The organism is Aeromicrobium sp. CF4.19 (genome assembly GCF_051262555.1).
Taxonomy (GTDB): domain Bacteria; phylum Actinomycetota; class Actinomycetes; order Propionibacteriales; family Nocardioidaceae; genus Aeromicrobium.
Window position 1 is genome coordinate 574,441 of the sequence record NZ_JBIMEU010000002.1, and the last position, 16,997, is coordinate 591,437.

General features: G+C 71.3%; 13 protein-coding genes. 6 read left to right on the forward strand and 7 right to left on the reverse strand.

The window, feature by feature from the left end; genetic code table 11:
• Window positions 1-112 precede the first annotated feature (112 nt).
• Complete coding sequence (locus ACHAAC_RS07385) at window positions 113-733, reverse strand: trimeric intracellular cation channel family protein (protein WP_435715421.1); 621 nt, start codon at window positions 731-733, stop codon at window positions 113-115.
• A gap of 136 nt (window positions 734-869) precedes the next feature.
• On the opposite strand from ACHAAC_RS07385, the gene sepH reads away from it, so the two are divergent.
• The gene (gene sepH / locus ACHAAC_RS07390; RefSeq protein WP_435715423.1) at window positions 870-1,811 is read left to right on the forward strand and encodes a septation protein SepH; all 942 of its coding nucleotides are present in this window, start codon (window positions 870-872) and stop codon (window positions 1,809-1,811) included.
• 12 nt (window positions 1,812-1,823) lie between these two features.
• Here sepH and ACHAAC_RS07395 read toward each other — a convergent pair whose 3' ends face one another.
• From ACHAAC_RS07395 to ACHAAC_RS07410, 4 genes are read right to left on the reverse strand one after another with little or no spacing between them, the layout of a single operon-like run.
• Window positions 1,824-2,477 (reverse strand): thymidine kinase, encoded by a 654-nt coding sequence (locus ACHAAC_RS07395; protein ID WP_435715424.1) that lies wholly within the window; start codon window positions 2,475-2,477, stop codon window positions 1,824-1,826.
• Between the two features lie 18 nt (window positions 2,478-2,495).
• On the reverse strand, window positions 2,496-3,575 hold the full coding sequence (locus ACHAAC_RS07400; RefSeq protein WP_435715426.1) for an alkaline phosphatase family protein: 1,080 nt from the start codon (window positions 3,573-3,575) through the stop codon (window positions 2,496-2,498).
• Window positions 3,575-4,150 carry a DUF5998 family protein gene (locus ACHAAC_RS07405; RefSeq protein WP_435715427.1) on the reverse strand — a complete coding sequence of 192 codons (576 nt, stop codon included), beginning with the start codon at window positions 4,148-4,150 and terminating at the stop codon, window positions 3,575-3,577. Before ACHAAC_RS07405 ends, ACHAAC_RS07400 begins: the two co-directional genes overlap by 1 nt.
• Window positions 4,150-6,852 carry a bifunctional acetate--CoA ligase family protein/GNAT family N-acetyltransferase gene (locus tag ACHAAC_RS07410; RefSeq protein WP_435715428.1) on the reverse strand — a complete coding sequence of 901 codons (2,703 nt, stop codon included), beginning with the start codon at window positions 6,850-6,852 and terminating at the stop codon, window positions 4,150-4,152. Before ACHAAC_RS07410 ends, ACHAAC_RS07405 begins: the two co-directional genes overlap by 1 nt.
• A 107-nt stretch (window positions 6,853-6,959) precedes the next feature.
• On the opposite strand from ACHAAC_RS07410, the gene ACHAAC_RS07415 reads away from it, so the two are divergent.
• The 4 genes from ACHAAC_RS07415 to ACHAAC_RS07430 are packed head-to-tail and all read left to right on the forward strand — an operon-like array spanning window position 6,960 to window position 12,419.
• Complete coding sequence (locus ACHAAC_RS07415) at window positions 6,960-9,413, forward strand: DNA gyrase/topoisomerase IV subunit A (RefSeq protein WP_435715429.1); 2,454 nt, start codon at window positions 6,960-6,962, stop codon at window positions 9,411-9,413.
• Between the two features lie 53 nt (window positions 9,414-9,466).
• Entirely contained in the window at window positions 9,467-10,174 is a 708-nt protein-coding gene (locus ACHAAC_RS07420; protein ID WP_435715430.1) for an LppX_LprAFG lipoprotein, read from the forward strand.
• Window positions 10,175-10,181: 7 nt separating this feature from the next.
• Window positions 10,182-11,918, forward strand: coding sequence for an MFS transporter (locus tag ACHAAC_RS07425; protein WP_435715432.1), 1,737 nt, complete (start codon window positions 10,182-10,184; stop codon window positions 11,916-11,918).
• 9 nt (window positions 11,919-11,927) lie between these two features.
• Window positions 11,928-12,419: a beta-class carbonic anhydrase gene (locus tag ACHAAC_RS07430; RefSeq protein ID WP_435715434.1), complete on the forward strand. Its 492-nt coding sequence runs from the start codon at window positions 11,928-11,930 to the stop codon at window positions 12,417-12,419.
• A gap of 16 nt (window positions 12,420-12,435) precedes the next feature.
• On the opposite strand, the gene ACHAAC_RS07435 is transcribed toward ACHAAC_RS07430, so the two are convergent.
• A complete protein-coding gene (locus ACHAAC_RS07435; RefSeq protein ID WP_435715435.1) occupies window positions 12,436-13,092 on the reverse strand; it encodes a hypothetical protein in 657 nt (218 codons plus the stop codon).
• Window positions 13,093-13,544: 452 nt separating this feature from the next.
• Between ACHAAC_RS07435 and ACHAAC_RS07440 the strand changes: the two genes are divergently transcribed.
• Window positions 13,545-14,900: a hypothetical protein gene (locus tag ACHAAC_RS07440; RefSeq protein ID WP_435715437.1), complete on the forward strand. Its 1,356-nt coding sequence runs from the start codon at window positions 13,545-13,547 to the stop codon at window positions 14,898-14,900.
• A 6-nt stretch (window positions 14,901-14,906) separates the two neighbouring features.
• Here the strand turns inward: ACHAAC_RS07440 and ACHAAC_RS07445 are convergent, their stop codons facing one another.
• Entirely contained in the window at window positions 14,907-16,961 is a 2,055-nt protein-coding gene (locus tag ACHAAC_RS07445; protein WP_435715439.1) for a DNA gyrase/topoisomerase IV subunit B, read from the reverse strand.
• Between the last annotated feature and the right edge of the window lie 36 nt (window positions 16,962-16,997).

Here is a 16,997-nt window from a genome sequence, read left to right on the forward strand (position 1 = left end):
GCCGAGTGGCGCAGATCCGCGATTCTGGGACGGCGTGTCGCGCAAATCTGCGCCGCTCGGGGCCGGCTTTGCGCCACTCGCGATCGACCCGGAGCGGCGTGTGCGGGCCCGTTCAGCCGCGGTCGAGCCCGGGCGGCAGCGGGGCGCGCCAACCGCGCCACAACGCCAGCAGGCGCCACACGAGGCAGATCGCGGCGGACACGACGTACGTCCACGGGCCGAGACCGATCTCGGCGGCCAGCACGGCCAGCAGGGCACCGGTGAAGGCGGGCGTCGCGTAGAGCTCCTCACGGAAGATCACCGGGACCCGGCCGGCCAGGACGTCACGCATCATGCCGCCACCGATCGCCGTCAGCATCCCGCACAGGGCCGAGGCGATGATCCCGAGCCCGGCGTCGTGGGCCTTGACGGCCCCGGTGACGCAGAAGAGGGCGAGGCCCACGGCGTCGAGGACGCCGATCTGCTTCTCCATCCGGCCGACGGCCGGGTGGAACACGAAGACGATCACGGCCGCGGCGACCGGGGTGATGAGGTAGCGCCAGTCCACCAGCGCCGCCGGCGGCACCGACCCGATCAGCAGGTCACGCAGGACGCCGCCCCCGAGCCCGGTGATGCCACCGAGGACGATGGCGCCGAAGACGTCGAGCTCCTTGCGGACGGCCACGAGCGCCCCCGTCGCCGCGAACACGGCGATGCCCAGCAGGTCGAGCAGCAGCAGGGCGAGGTCGGGCATGGATCGACGCTAGCGGCATCCGGGGGCCGCCGGCCCACAGGGCCGGGACACGTGCGTCGACCGGTCGAGCGTGTCGTCCCGGATTCACCGACGCCCTTGCCTAGCATGGGCGGGAACCACGTGGGAGGCGACACACATGCGCGATCTCGGTCCGGATCGGCTGAGTGAGGACGGGCGATACGTCCTGCTGCGCGACCCCTCGGGCCCCGAGGCCTTCCGCGTCCCCGCCGATCGTCGCCTGAGGGCCCTGATCGACGCCGCGTCCCAGCACCGGGACCGTTCGTCCGGCCAGATGGAGTTCACGATGGAAAGCAGCCTCAGCCCCCGCGACATCCAGACCCGCATCCGACGTGGCGAGTCCGTGACCCAGGTCGCCGAGACGGCCGGCGTGCCCACGGAGCAGATCGAGCGCTTCGCCGGGCCCGTGCTGGCCGAGCGCGAGCACATGGTCAGCCAGGCCAGGTCGACGCCGGTGCGCCGCAAGCACGTCGGCGGCTCTCCCGTGGTGCTCGGCACCATCGTCGACGAGCAGATCGTCGACGACGGCTCCAGCCCCGACGACGCCCTGTGGGACGCCTGGCGTCGCGAGGACGGACGGTGGCACGTCGTCGTGACGCCCCTGTCGGGCATCCGCGCCTCCTTCCTGTACGACCACAAGAGCCGCTACGTCCTGCCTGCCGACGAACCGGCCCACGACCTGGTGGGCGACGTCGCCGTCGCGACGTCCTCGGAGATGGCCATCGCCGACGCACTGCAGTCCCAGGAGCCCGCCGCTCCGGCCGCGGCCCAGGAGGACGCGGTGGTCTCGGACGAGGACGACGTGGCACCCCCGGCCCGCATCTCCTCGATCAAGGAGGCGCGGGACCGACGCGCCCAGGAGCAGCTGACCCTGCAGGACGTGGACTCCGAGGACGCCCAGGACGACGAGGACTCCGCCGAGCTCGAGCACGACGTGCAGGACGAGGTCGACGACCGTCCCCTCGCCGTGCCCGACTCGGTCGGTCCGCGCAAGAAGAAGGCCGAGCGCCGCCGGGTTCCCAGCTGGGACGAGATCATGTTCGGCGGACGTGACGACTGACCGTCACAGGCCCTACCCGAACGGCAGGACGTCCGGCGAGAGCGCGGCCGCCTTGGCCGACGCGGCCGTCATCCGCCGGCGGTGGTGCCGGCGGCACAGCACCTCATAGCCCACGGTGGGCGCCGGCAGGCCGGTCTGCTCGACGTCGCCGACGACGATCACCTCACCCTCGGTGATCATGACGCCGTCCTCGGTCCGCGCGTTGTGGGTGGCCCGCTCCCCGCACCAGCACAGCGCCTCCACCTGCAGGGTGTGGACGCGGTCGGCCAGCTCCACCAGACGCCCGGAGCCCTCGAACAGGCGGGTGCGGAAGTCGGTGAGGATGCCGAAGCAGAAGACGTCGATCTCCAGCTCGTCGGCGATCCTGGCCAGGACGTCGATCTGGTGCCGGGTGTAGAACTGCGCCTCGTCGCACACCAGGTAGTCGATGCGACCACCCTGCGTCAGCTCACCCACGACGTGCTGCCAGAAGTCGAAGTGCTCGTCCACCTCGATCGCGTCGACCGAGAGCCCCAGCCGGCTGGAGAGCGTCGCCTCGCCGGCCCGGTCGTGGCTGGTGAACACGCGCCCGACCCGGCCACGGGAACGGTGGTTGTGGTCCAGCTGCAGGGCAAGGGTGCTCTTGCCGCAGTCCATCGTTCCCGAGTAGAAGTCCAGTGCCGCCACGAGTCCATCCTGCCAGCCTCAGGGGGCGATGAGGACCGGGATGGCTCGTTCGACCTCGGTGATCGAGCCGTGGAACCCGGTCATCTGCAGCTCGATCGCGAAGTCTCGTGAGGAGAACACAGCGAAGTCGCCCAGCGCCGCCACCACGACGTCCCCGATGCGTGGTCGCACCCGGTCGTCGATGGGGCCGAACCAGTCCTCCAGGCCCTCCTGCGTCCGCACGACGGCCCGCTCGCCCACCACGTCGGCCCAGGCGGCGGCCACGGCGTCCGCCGACCCCGGGCGGACGTAGAGGTGGCGGAAGCGCGCCTCCCCCGCCACCAGGGTGACGTCGTCGCGCAGCGCCGGCACGGTCTCCAGGTCGAAGCGGCCCTCGGCCGGCAGGTCGAGCATGCCGTGGTCGGCCGTCACGAGCAGCACCGTGTCAGCAGGCAGCTCGGCACGCAGCGTCGCGAGGTTGGCGTCGATGGTGGAGAGCATCTCCCGCCACTGCGGTGACGTGCACCCGTGCTTGTGACCGGTGTGGTCCAGGCGGGACTCGTAGGCGTAGACCACGGCCCGCTCGGTCTCCTCCACGACGTCGAGCACGACGTCCTGGCGCTCCCAGACCGAGTCGATGCCGTGGAAGGGGACGCCACGCTGGCTGCACAGCGTGAGGCCACTGCTCTCGAACGCCGAGTCGTTGACGGCCGAGGCGGGGATGCCGGCCGCTGCGATGGCCTCCAGCACGGTGGTGTGCGGCTGCCACTGGAGGGGGTCGACGTCGTGGGCCCACTTCAGCGAGTTCAGCAGCCGGCCGCTGGCGGGCTCGCGGGAGGTGTAGCCGACGACGCCGTGCCGCCCGGCCTCCAGGCCGGTGCCCAGCGAGGTCAGGCTCGTCGCGGTGGTGGAGGGGATGCCGCTGCGGACGTCCGTGACACCGTGCAGGCCGGCCAGGAACGGGGCGGCGTCCGCGTGCTCGGCCAGCAGGTGCGCTCCCAGGCCGTCCACGAGCATGACGACGTAGCGCGGCGCCCGGGGCAGGCCGATGGTGTCGCTGAACCCCGGCGCGCCGACGGCCGCTCCCACCGACGGCAGGAGCTCGTGGAGCCCGGGCATCAGGTCTGGCCGGCCCGGCTGCCGGTCGTGGCGACCGAGAGGACGCGGGCGAACTCCAGCAGACGTTCCAGCGCCGACCCGCCATCCGCGGCTGCGCTCAGGCGCAGCGAGAAGTCGTCGCCGGTCAGGTTCCCGGTGTAGCCGTGATCGGCCTCGCACTCGGGGTCGCTGCACTGCGCCGGCTCGAGGTCGATCCGCGACACCGCCCCCCAGCCGATGGTCATGACCGCCTCGGCCAGGTCCTGGGTGTCGGCGGAGACCATCCGCGAGACGACGACCGAGCGCACCTGCTCGATGGCCACGGCCTCGCTCGTGGTGGAGGTGTAGGGCGCGGGCAGGAGGTCGTCGGGCGGGTGCTCGTCGGTGTGCACCAGCACGACGCGGGTGTCGGTCAGGACGAGCACCGTCATGTGGCGGCGGACCTCGTCGCGGTCGAAGGTCGGCTCGTGGTGCACGACGTGGGCCCGCACCTCCTCGCCGGCCAGGGCGTCCTGCAGACCCTCGGAGACGATCTGCGGGTGGTACCCGCTGCGGGAGATCTCCTGGAACACGTCGGAGCGTCGGTCGCGTCGCATCATCCGAGGGTATCTCCCTGCGCCGGCTGGCTGAGCCGCCGTACGTACCACTCGCCACGTCGGTCCGCGGACGGCACGACCTTGGCGCGTGCGCTCAGCACCGTCAGGTCGTCGGTGCTGACGAGCACGGGCTCGAGGTCGAGCTCGACGATCTCGGGCAGGTCGTCCTTCATGGCCGCGAGCCGCAGGATGGTGTCCTGGACGGCGCTGACGTCGACGGGGTCGCTGCCGCGGTAGCCGTACAGCAGCGGGGCCGAGCGCAGCTGGGAGACCATCGCGGCAGCGTCGGAGTCGGTGAGCGGCGGGATGCCGTAGGACCGGTCCCCCAGCAGCTCACTGGGGGCTCCGGCCAGGCCGAAGGAGACGAGCGGACCGAACAACGGGTCCTCGGTGACGCTGAAGGACAGCGGGATGCCGTCGGTGGCGGTGCGCTGGACGAAGAAGCGGGTCTCCTGGCGCATGCCCCGCCACGTGGTGAGGTTGTCCCAGGCCTCGGCCATGTCGTCGGCGTCGTGGATGCCGCGCCAGATGTGGGCGAGGTCGGGCCGGGCACGCAGGTGCTCGCTGCCGGCCTTCAGGACGACGTCCCAGCCGAGCTCCTCGCCCGCCGCGATCGCCTCCTCCTTGGTGTGCACGTTGGTCCACGTCCACAGGTCGATGCCGTAGCACTCCAGCAGCGCGTGCGTCTGCTCGGTGGAGAGCACCGCCCCCCGCGGCGCACGCTTGAGCACGTCGCGGACCAGGGCCCTCGCGTCGCCCGTGCGCAGGTCCGGCCGGGTCTGGAACTCGCCGGAGTCGCTCGCGACCCACTCGGCATAGGTGACGACGCGGGCGAGCGCGCGCACCGCGGACTCCGGGGCCGGGTAGGACGGGACCGAGCCGCGCCCCGCCGAGCCGCCGAGGACGTCGGTCACGCGCAGCAGCTCCGGGACGCCCTCGGTGCCCAGGAAGGTGGAGACGATCGGCTTGTCCGACTGCTCGCCGATGGAGGCCAGCACGTCGGCGACCTCCTCACCGGAGGTGTTCAGCGGAGGGACGTAGACGACCATCAGCGCATCGACGCCGGGGTTGGCCAGGGCGGACTCCACGGCCACCTCGAAGTCGTCGGCCCCGGCGTTCGCGCCGAGCGGGACCGGATCGGCGACCTGCAGGCCCGAGGCCGCGGCAGCATCGGCGATCAGCAGACCCATGGCGTCGGAGTTGCCGACCACGCACAGCCGGTTGCCGCTGGGCAGCGGCTGGTGGGCGAGGAGCTGGGCGACGTCGAACATCTCCTCCAGCGTGTCGACCTGGATGACGCCCGCCTGGCGGAACATCGCGTCCACCGCAGCCTGCGGGGCGGTGCTGCGCTTGACCGCGTGCCCCATCGGCACGCCCTGGGTCGAGCGGCCGGACTTGACCGCCACGACCGGCTTGACCCGAGAGACACGACGCGCGATGCGCGAGAACTTGCGCGGGTTGCCGATGGACTCCAGGTACAGCAGCACGACCTCGGTGGCGGCGTCCTCCTGCCAGTACTGCAGGAGGTCGTTGCCTGAGACGTCGGCTCGGTTGCCGGCCGAGACGAAGGTCGAGAGGCCGAGCCCGCGACGACCGACGGAGTCCAGGATCGCGGTGCCGAGAGCACCGGACTGGCAGAAGAAGCCGACGCGGCCCTGCGGCGGCATCGAGGGGGCGAGAGAAGCGTTGAGCTGGACGTCGTGCTCGGTGTTGATGATGCCCAGACAGTTGGGGCCGATGAGCCGCAGACCGTAGGAGCGGCACAGGTTGAGCAGCTCGCGTTGGCGACGCCGACCGTCGGGGCCCTCCTCGGCGAATCCGGCGGAGATGACGACGAGGCCGTGCACCCCCTTGGCGGCGCAGTCCAGCACGACCTCCTTCACCGAGTCCGCGGGGACGGCGACGATCGCGAGGTCGACCTCCCCCGGGATGTCCTTGACGCTCTTGTGGGCCGGCAGGCCCGAGACGGACTCGGCCTGGGAGTTCACGGCGTGGACCGCGCCCTGGTAGTCGCCCAGGACCAGCCCTCGCACGAGGGCGAGACCGATCGAGTCGGCGCGACGGCTGGCGCCCACCACCGCGATGCTGCGGGCGGCGAAGATGCGCTCTATCGAGGCGGCCTCGGCCCGCTGCTCCCGCGAGCGCATCACGCCGACCGCGGAGTCAGTCGGGTCGATGCGGAAGACCAGCGTCTGCACGCCGTCCTCCACGCTGCCCCCGACCTGGTAGCCCATCTCGCGGAAGACCTGCAGCATCCGGGTGTTGGAGGGCAGGACGTCGGCAGTGAAGACCTTGATGCCCCGCTCACGGCCCGCCTGCGCCAGGTGCTCCAGGAGCAGCTGGCCCACGCCGCGGCCCTGGTGCGCGTCCTCGACGAGGAAGGCCACCTCGGCCTGGTCGTCGGAGACGGCGTCATAGCGGCCGATGCCGATGATGACGTCCTGCAGCGTGATCACGAAGGCGACCCGACGGTCGAGGTCGACCGTCGTGAACCGGGTGACGTCACGCGTGGAGAGCTCGGGGTAAGGCGCGAAGAAGCGGTAGTACTTGGACTCGTCGGAGACCCGTGAGTAGAAGGCGACGAGGCGCTCGGCGTCGTCGGGCACGACCGGACGCAGCTGTGCCACCCGGCCGTCCTTGAGCAGGATGTCCGCGTCCCAGCCGCGATCGACCACCGGGCTCTGTGACGACAGGTTCTCCACGTCACCAACCTACCGAACCTCGGTGACAGCGCCCCCGGCGTGGCGACGACGGGCCGTGGCGGCCTGCGGTGGAGAATGGAGCACCGCCTGCCACAGGAGAGGACCGCATGGCCCGCAGCACGACCCCGAACCCTCCCGAGGAGTTCGACGAGCACATCATCGACACCGACATCAGCGACGAGATGAGTGCCAGCTACATCGAGTACGCGTACTCGGTCATCTACTCCCGCGCGATCCCCGACGCACGCGACGGCCTCAAGCCGGTGCAGCGTCGCACCCTCTACACGATGGACGAGCTGAACCTGCGCCACGACCGTGGGCACGTCAAGAGCGCCCGCGTCGTCGGTGAGGTGATGGGTCGGCTCCACCCGCACGGCGACTCCGCCATCTACGACGCCCTGGTGCGGCTGGTCCAGTCCTGGTCGATGCGTCTGCCCCTGGTCGACGGTCACGGCAACTTCGGCTCCCCGGACGACCCGCCCGCCGCGATGCGCTACACCGAGTGCCGGATGGACCTGGCCGCGGAGGCGATGACGGGCTCGATCGACGAGGACACCGTCGACTTCCGGTCCAACTACGACGGCCGCGAGCTCGAGCCCGTCGTGCTGCCGGCCGCGCTGCCGAACCTGCTGGTCAACGGCGCCTCGGGGATCGCGGTCGGCATGGCCACGAACATCGCCCCCCACAACCTGGTGGAGGTCGTGCAGGCGCTGCGGCACCTCATCGACCACCCGGGGGCGGACCTCGACGACCTGATGCGGTTCATCCCGGGCCCGGACCTGCCGACCGGGGGCAAGATCGTCGGCCTGGACGGCATCCGCGACGCCTACGCCACCGGCAACGGGTCCTTCCGGATGCGCGCCACGGCCCGCATCGAGAACGTGACCCCTCGTCGCAAGGGCATCGTCGTCACCGAGCTGCCCTACAACGTCGGCCCGGAGAAGGTCATCGAGGCGATCAAGAAGCTCGTCCAGGCCAAGAAGCTGCAGGGCATCTCCGACATCAAGAACCTCACCGACCGGCACAAGGGCCTCAACCTCGTGATCGAGGTCAAGAACGGCATCGTCCCGGAGGCGTTGCTGGAGCAGCTCTACAAGCAGACGCCCATGGAGACCTCGTTCGGCGTCAATGCCGTCGCCCTCGTCGACGGCCAGCCGCGCGTCCTGGGGCTGCGCGAGATGCTCGACGTCTACCTGGCGCACCGCCTGTCCGTGGTGCGACGCCGCAGCCAGTTCCGTCGCGGCAAGGCCGCCGACCGGCTCCACCTCATCGAGGGGCTGCTCGTGGCGATCCTGGACATCGACGAGGTGATCCAGCTGATCCGCAGCAGCGACGACCGCTCCGAGGCCAGGACCCGGCTGATCGGCGTGTTCGACCTCTCGGAGGTACAGGCCGACTTCATCCTCGACCGCACCCTGGGCAGCCTCACCAGGTACTCGCGCATCGAGCTGGAGAAGGAGGCCGACGAGCTCCGTCAGACGATCGAGCGGCTCGATGAGATCCTCGGCGACGACGCCGTGCTCCGCGCGGTCGTCAGCAACGAGCTCGACGAGGTCGCCCGGACCTTCGGCACGCCACGCCGCACGGTGCTCCTGGAGTCCGCGGGCACGGCAGTCACCTCGGCGGCCGCCCCGCTGGAGGTCCCGGACGAGCCCTGCTGGGTCCTGCTGTCCGGCACCGGGCTGCTGGCGCGCACCAGCGACGACGCCCCACTCGGGCTGAACGAACGTCGCGCCAAGCACGACGTGATCCTGTCCGCCGTCCGTGCCACGGCACGCGGGGAAATCGGGCTGCTGAGCAGCGACGGCACGGTGCGCCGGCTCAGCGTGCTGGAGATTCCCGCGCTCCCCCCGACTGCCTCCGCCCCCCACCTGCAGGGCGGCGTGCCCCTGCGCGAGCTCGTGGACCCCGGCGCCACGCCCCTGGGCCTGATGAGCCTCGACGAGGACGGCCCCGGCATCGCGCTCGGCACCAGGCAGGGTGTCGTCAAGCGGGTCAAGCCCGACCACCTCGGCCGTGACTCGTGGGAGGTCATCAGCCTCGCCGAGGGTGACGTTGTCGTCGGTGCGACGATGCTTCGCACCGGCGAGGAGGACCTCGCGTTCATCACCTCCGACGCCCAGCTGCTGCACTTCTCGGCCTCCCTCGTCCGGCCCCAAGGGCGCACAGGCGGTGGCGTCGCAGGGATCAAGCTCTCGCCCGGCGCCCGCGTCGTGGGATTCGGTGCCGTGCGGGACGCCTCGTCCGCCCACGTGGTGGGCATCGCCGGCTCCGGCGACGCCCTGCCCGGCACCCAGGCCGGCACCGCCAAGGTGACCCCGCTCTCGGTGTACCCGGCCAAGGGACGCGCGACCGGTGGGGTGCGCTGCCAGCGTCTTCTCCGGGGCGAGGACAACCTCGTGCTGGGCTGGGTCGGTGACGGTCTACCTCTGGCGTGCGCCACGAGCGGCACCGCCGTGGCGCTGCCCGAGCCCACCGATCGCCGCGACGGCTCGGGGGTGCCCCTGCCGCAGCCGGTGCTCACGGTCTCCAGTCCCGCAGCGACCTTCTCGCAGCCGTGAGCAACGCCCACGGGACACCGGCCGGGGCCCCGGCTGCGTGCCAGACTGGCCCCGTGCGCAACCGACTGTCACTTCTCGCCCTCCTCGCCCTGCTCCTGACCGCCTGCACCGGCGGCGAGGAGTCCGAGAGCGCCGACCCGGCAGAGCTGTCGGAGCGTCTCTCAGCCGCTCGCACGGTGATCGACGAGGCGGAGAGCCTGGAGCTCGCCCTCTCGACCGAGGAGCTCCCCCAGGGCGTCACGGGCCTGCTCACGGCCGAGGGTCGTGGCAACCACGACCCAGCCTTCGAGGGCGACGTGACGGTCGTCGCCGGCGGGACGAGCCTGGACGCGGAGGTGGTCGCGGTCGACGGCGAGCTGTACGCGAAGACCGGGTTCGCGCCGACGTTCCTGTCCTTGGACCCCAGCACCCTCGGCGCCCCGGACCCGGCCACGTTGCTCGACCCGGAGGACGGAGTCAGCACGATCCTGGAGGACACGGAGGACGTCACCGAGGACGGTGAGTCCCGCGACGGGGACGACGTCCTCACGACCATCGCCGGCACGCTCCCGGGTGAGGCGATCGCGTCGATCATCCCGACTGCCGACACCGAGGCCACCTTCACGGTGCGATACCGGCTCACCGACGACGACGTCCTGCGGGACGCCTCCATCGCAGGACCCTTCTACCCCGGCGGCCGGGACGTCACCTACCGGCTCGCGCTGACCACCTCCGACGAGCCCGTCGAGATCGAGGCACCCGCCGGCGTCGGCGGGAGCTGACCCGACCGTGCGTCAGGCGGCACCGCGGGTCCTGCTCGGGCTCGCCTCGGTGGCGATCGCGTTCGCCGCTGCCGACACGTACGTGGTGGTGCTCGCGCTGCCGGACATGATGAGCGCGAGCGGCCTCGCCGTCGACGAGCTGCAGCGCGCCGCGCCCATCGTCTCGGGCTTCCTGCTCGGCTACGTGGGGGTCCTGCCGCTGATCGGACGCGTCTCGGACCTGCGCGGACGCGTCCCCGTGCTCCTGGGCTCGCTCGTCGTCTTCGCCGTCGGGTCTCTCGTCACCGCGGCCGCCTACGACCTCGAGTCGATCGTCGCGGGCCGTCTGCTGCAGGGCATCGGTGGGGGCGGCCTCATCCCGCCGACCCTCGCCCTCGTGGCGGACCGTTGGCCGCCCGAGCGTCGTGGTCTGCCGCTCGGCGTCGTGGGTGCCGTCCAGGAGCTCGGCAGCGTGATCGGCCCCCTGTACGGCGCCGTCGTCCTGGCGTTCGGCTCGTGGCGCGACATCTTCTGGCTCAACTGTGCGGTGGGACTGCTGCTGGCCGCCGCGATGATCACGCAGGGCGACGAGGACCGGCAGCGGGCCCGGCGTCCCGGGCACCCGGACCTTCTCGGGATCGTCCTCGCGATCCTGGTCCTGCTCACCCTGACCCTCGTGATGCTCGAGCCGGAGTCGCTCGCCACCGGGGTGACGACCGGCTTGGCGTTCCTGCCCGTGGTCGGGGAGTCCCGCTGGCTCACCCCGATGGGCCTGACGCTCATCGGGCTGGCGGTGCTGTTCGTGCTGCGACAGCTCACTGCACACCGACCCCTGCTGGACTGGCGTGGATGGGGCTCCCTGGGGCGGGAGACGGACCTGCTGGGCGCGGGCCTGCTCACTCTCGGGCTCGGCTCGGTGATCGTGGCGTTCGCGTCGGCCGAGCCGGAGAGCGCGGCCATCTCGGACTCCGCACCGGTCCTGCTCCCTCTCGCGGCGCTGTCGTTCGGGGGGTTCGTGTGGCGTCAACGCGTCGCGCCCCGGCCGCTCATCCCCCGTGGGGCGCTCTCCAGCAGGGTCGCGTGGGGTGCGCTCGCGGTGTCATTCTTCGTCGGCGCGAGCCTCATCGCCGCGCTCGTCGACATCCCTTTCTTCGCCCGTCTGACGGTGCACCCGGACTCCCAGCTCGACGCCGCACTCGTCCTTGTCCGCTTCCTCGTGGCGCTGCCCGTGGGCGCCGTCCTGGGCGGGTGGCTCCTGCGATGGGTCCCGGCCGCGTGGTTGACCGCCGGGGCGATGCTGCTGAGCGCCGGAGCCTTCGCCCACATGGCCACCTGGGACGCGCAGTCGTTGGACAGCGGCTGGGAGACCCTGTCACTCGTCGCCGGTGGGTTGGGCTTCGGCCTGGCGATAGCGCCGGTCAACGCCGCCCTGCTCGCGCACACCGCTGACGCCGTCCACGGGGTGGCCAGCGCCCTGCTCATCGTCGCCCGCATGGTCGGGATGCTCATCGGCATCTCGGCGCTCACGACGATCGGCCTGCGAGCCTTCTACTCCGCCTCCCAGCGGATCCCCCCGGCAGCCGAGCTGTGCGGCGGTGCCAGTGCCGCCTGTCCGGCCTATCGCGACGCCGTGCGGGAGGCCGGCATCACCCAGCTGCACACCGTCTTCGTCGGGGCGGCCGTCTGTGCGGTCGTCGCCGCCGTGCTGGCCCTGCTGCTCCTGCGCGAGACCGGACGCGTCCCCTCACCGAGCGACGACCGATAATCTGTACCCATGCCCTTCGACGATCTGCTCACCGCCAACCGAGAGTTCGCGGAGTCCTTCGACCTCGCCGGGTTCGACGGCGTCGCCCGGGCGGGCGTCGCCATGGTCACCTGCATGGACTCGCGCATCGACCCGCTCGCGATGATCGGCCTCTCCCCCGGTGACGCGAAGATCCTGCGCAACCCCGGCGGTCGAGTCACCGACCAAGCACTCGTCGCAGTCGTCCTCGGCGTGAGCCTGCTGCAGGTGGAGCGCGTGCTCGTGGTGCAGCACACCCGCTGCGCCATGGCCTCCGCACCGGAGGAGGAGCTGCGACGCCGTGTGGGCGAGGCTGCCGGCACCGACGCGTCGTGGATGACGCTGGGCGCCATCACCGACCAGGAGGCCACCCTGCGCACGGACGTGCACCGGGTGGAGTCACACCCCCTGGTCCCGGCCGGCGTCGAGGTCGGTGGGTTCCTCTACGACGTCGACACCGGTCTGCTGGAGCAGGTCGCTTGAGACCGCAGCCGGAACGTCAGGGCTGCGGTGGTCCCAGCGTGTAGCGGCGGGAGACCCTCTCGCCGATTCGCGGTGAGAGCTCAACGGTCAGGACGACCAGACCCGCGCCGTCACGGAGGAGCTCGATGCGATGCTCCACCTCCTCCTGCGGGTCGAGGCCGGCCTGCTCGTACGCGACCTCCAGCTGCGCAGCCACCTGGTCGTCACGCAGGCTGCGCAGCTCGATGGGAATGAGACCGGCGACCGGCCGAGACCTGTCGGCGGGCTGCCACCCTCCGACCCGGCGCCAGCTGTACGCCGGCGTGGTGACGTCATCGACCAGCTCGATGGTGGCGACGGTTCTGGTCAGCTCCAGGGAGTAGACCTCCGTGGAGCCGAACCGGTCGTCCATCCCTCCCAGCAGCGCTTGCCAGCCCTCGATGGTGGTGGGGTCGTTGACGGGTTCGGGACGCGCCACGGCAGGACGCGGGTCGTCTTCGGGCAGGATCTGGGCCAGGCCCGCGCCCACCACCCCGACCGTCACGATGCCGCCGCCGATCACCATGAGGATCACGACTGCCCTGGCCAGGGCCATCGCGACTCGGTCGCTCCTGGTCGCCAGCGACTCGTGGATCGGAAGCTCACGACGCCACCGCCGCAGCACGACGTGAGCAGCAGCATCCAGGTGGGGCATGAGACGCTCCCCGAACGGCGGTAGCCGTCCAGTGGTGGGGGCGGACGAGGGCCATGGCTCCGTCGTCGACCTCCGAGTACGAGCGGAGGCGCCTGCACTGGACGTCGAGGTCGGCTCGGGGGGCCCGAGCCCACGGACCGCCGTGGCGAGGTCGCCGCGGGTCACCGCCGCCTGCACCTGCGCCTCACGCAACGAACGGTCGGGCGCGGTGATGCTCCTTGAGGCGACCGCGTCCTCGAGCACGCGTCTCGCGCGCCTCCTGTCGCGCCGTCGAGCACGGGACGGGTCACCGGGCTCGAGCACGAACGCACGGTACAGCAGACCGCGGAGCACCTGTCCCGTCCGCGTGAGGCTCCGGGGGCCCGACGACACTGACCTGCGTCGGACTCCTGCACCGCATCGGCGCGGACTGAGCCCGCAGCCCCGCTGCCTGGGCGCTAGGGTCGTCACTCGTGGGGGTCACGACGCGTCGAGCACTGACGGTGCTCCTGGTGACGCTGCTCGTCCTCGGCGGGATCGTCGGGTACGCGCACTGGCGGCTGCACCAGCTCACCGGCGGGGCTGCGGCCTGGGCCACCGAGGTCGAGTCCTCCGGGACGGTCCTGGTCGCCGCGGACCGCGTCTACGTCTTTGACGAGCGCGAGTCCGTCGACATCGTCGACCTCGAGGACGGCGGGCTCGTGCACGAGTGGGGCTCGGAGCCGGCGGGCTCCGAGCGGCTGGTGCCCACGAGGATGTGGCTCGGTGAGGACGGGACGTTCGTCGTGCAGGGCGACATCACCGGCCCCATCGAGTACGCCGCCTACGACCGTGACGGGAACCCGCTGTGGACCCGCACCGAGGACGACCTGGCCCGGGTGAGCGCCATCGGTGAGCAGGGCGTGACCCTGACCTCCTGCGGCGAGCGACGGTGCACCGTCACGACGGTGGACGAGAGTGGCGAGGAGCTCTGGTCGGCGCGGCCTCGTGTCAGCACCGATCCTGCCGCAGGGTCCGGCTCCGACTGGTCCCGTGTGGGCAGTCAGGACGACGTGCTGCGTCCCAGCAACAGCGCGATGGTCCCCACGGTGCCGACCGTCGTCCGCGACGGGCGGGTCGGCGTCGTCGACGAGGAGGGCCGCACGGTCGGTGGGACGATCCCCTTCGCCGACAGCGCCCTGGCGGCCGACCTGCTGGTGGAGAGCAGCGCCGACGAGGAAGGGTGCAGCTTCAGGGCGCTGCGTGCCGGCCGTGAGGTGTGGTCGACCACGATCGACTGCGGCGGACGGCGCTTTCCGGGCTTCGCACCGCGCCTCGTCCTGCAGGACCGTCTCTACGTCGGTCTGGAGCGCGGCGGCGGTGACCGGGAGGGCATGGTCTCGCTCGATCTCCGGACCGGGGACGCCGCCGTGCTCGAGGACGGCTGGCGTGCGTTCACGCCGGAGTCCAAGGGGCGCGTCGTCGCCGGTGACCAGGTCGTGGTGGTGCAGGACGAGTACTCCCTCACCGGCCACTCCCCCGACACCGGGGAGGAGCTGTGGACGCGAGACGGCTGGCCGAGGTCAGAGACCTACGACGGCGCCGCCAGGTACCCGGGCGTGGAGACCGCCGGCGGCGGGGTCTCCGTCCTGCATCGGCACGGCGGTCTCTGGCCGGCCTTGGCGCTGGGTGCCGACGCGCCCCGATCGCAGGCCACGATCCTCGACGCCCGGACCGGGGACACGCGCGGAGCCCTCGTGGACTCCGAGCTCTACTCGGCGCGGGAGCTCCCCGACGGCTCGGCGGTCGTGCTGGCCGGCGGCATCCTGCGCCGCATCGGCCTGGGCTGAGCCCGATCAGGCGTCGATGGCCTCGGCGTCGACGTCGTACGCGCTCTGCACGATGAACTCCTTGCGCGGAGCGACCTCGTTGCCCATCAGCAGCTCGAACATCCCGGTGGCGCGCTCGGCGTCGTCGACCGTGAGCCTGCGCAACGTCCGGTGGCGTGGGTCCATGGTGGTCTCGGCCAGCTGGTCGGCATCCATCTCGCCGAGGCCCTTGTAGCGCTGGATCGGGTCCTTCCAGCGCAGGTTGCGGCGCTTGAGGTCGGCCAGCATCCGCTGCAGCTCGGCGTCGGAGTAGGTGTAGATGTACTTCTCCTGCCCCTTCTTGGGGTTGGTCAGCTCGATGCGGTGCAGCGGCGGGACGGCCGTGAAGACGCGCCCCTCGTCCACGAGCGGACGCATGTAGCGGAAGAACAGCGTCGCGAGCAGGCAGCGGATGTGTGCGCCGTCGGAGTCGGCGTCGGCCATGAAGATGATCCGGCTGTAGCGGGCTGCATCGAGATCGAAGGTGCGCCCGGATCCGGCGCCCACGACCTGGATGATCGAGGAGCACTCGGCGTTCTTGAGCATGTCGCCGACGCTGGCCTTCTGGACGTTGAGGATCTTGCCGCGGATGGGCAGCAGGGCCTGGAACTCGGAGTTGCGGGCGGACTTGGCCGTGCCGAGCGCGGAGTCGCCCTCGACGATGAAGAGCTCGGTGCGCTCCACGTCGTTGGCGCGGCAGTCCGCCAGCTTGGCGGGCAGCGCACTGGACTCCAGGGCGTTCTTGCGGCGCTGGTTGTCGCGCTGCTGACGCGCCATCAGCCGGGTGCGCGCGGCGCCGACCACCTTCTCCATGACGAGGCGGGCCTTGGCCTTCTGGGCGGCCTTGGTGGAGGTCAGGAACGAGGTCAGCTCCTTGGCGACGACCTTGGTCACGATGCGGGTGACCGCCGGCGTGCCGAGAACCTCCTTGGTCTGCCCCTCGAACTGCGGCTCGGCCAGACGCACCGTGACCACGGCCGTGAGGCCCTCCAGGATGTCGTCCTTGATGACGTCGGGGTCGCCGGACTTGAGCAGACGGGTGGTCTTGAGGACCTCGTTGAAGGTCTTGGTGAGTGCTCGGTCGAAGCCCTGGACGTGCGTTCCGCCCTTGGGCGTGGCGATGATGTTGACGAACGAGCGCACCTGCGTCTCGTAGCCGGTCCCCCACCGCAGCGCGACGTCGACACCGAGCTCGCGCTCGGTCTCCTGCGGCGTCATGTGGCCCTTGTCGTCGAGCACCGGGATCGTCTCGGTGAAGGCACCCGTGCCCTGCAGGCGCAGCACGTCGGTGACGGCCTCGTCCTCGCTGAGGTAGTCGCAGAACTCCGCGATGCCGCCGTCGTGGCGGAAGGACTCCTCGCGTGGCTCGTCCCCGCGCAGGTCGCTGATGACGATCTCCAGCCCCGGGACGAGGAACGACGTCTGGCGGGCACGGTTGACCAGCTCCTCGTAGGAGAAGGTCGCCGTCTTGATGAAGACCTGCGGGTCGGCCCAGTAGCGCACCCGGGTGCCGGTCACGGCCTTCTTGACGCGGCCACGCTTGTGCAACGTGTTGTCGGGGGCGAAGCCTCCCGTCGGGCCGTCCTCGGCGAACACGCCGGGTTCACCGCGCCGGAAGGACATCGCCCACGTGGCGCCGCCCTTGTCGACCTCGACGTCGAGCCGCGCCGACAGCGCGTTGACGACGGAGGCGCCGACGCCGTGCAGACCACCGGTGGCGTTGTAGGAGCCCCCACCGAACTTCCCGCCGGCGTGGAGCTTGGTGAAGACCACCTCGACGCCGGACAGACCCGTCTTGGTCTCGGTGTCCACCGGGATGCCTCGACCGTCGTCGGAGACCTCGACCGAGCCGTCGGCGTGCAGCGTCACCCCGATGCGGCTGCCGAATCCCCCGAGCGCCTCGTCGACGGAGTTGTCGATGATCTCCCACAGGCAGTGCATGAGCCCACGGGTGTCGGTGGAGCCGATGTACATGCCCGGACGCTTGCGGACCGCCTCGAGCCCCTCCAGGACGAGCAGGTTGCGAGCGTCGTACGTCGACACGAGGGCGGCCTCCAAGGGGTGCTTCGGCGGGTTCGG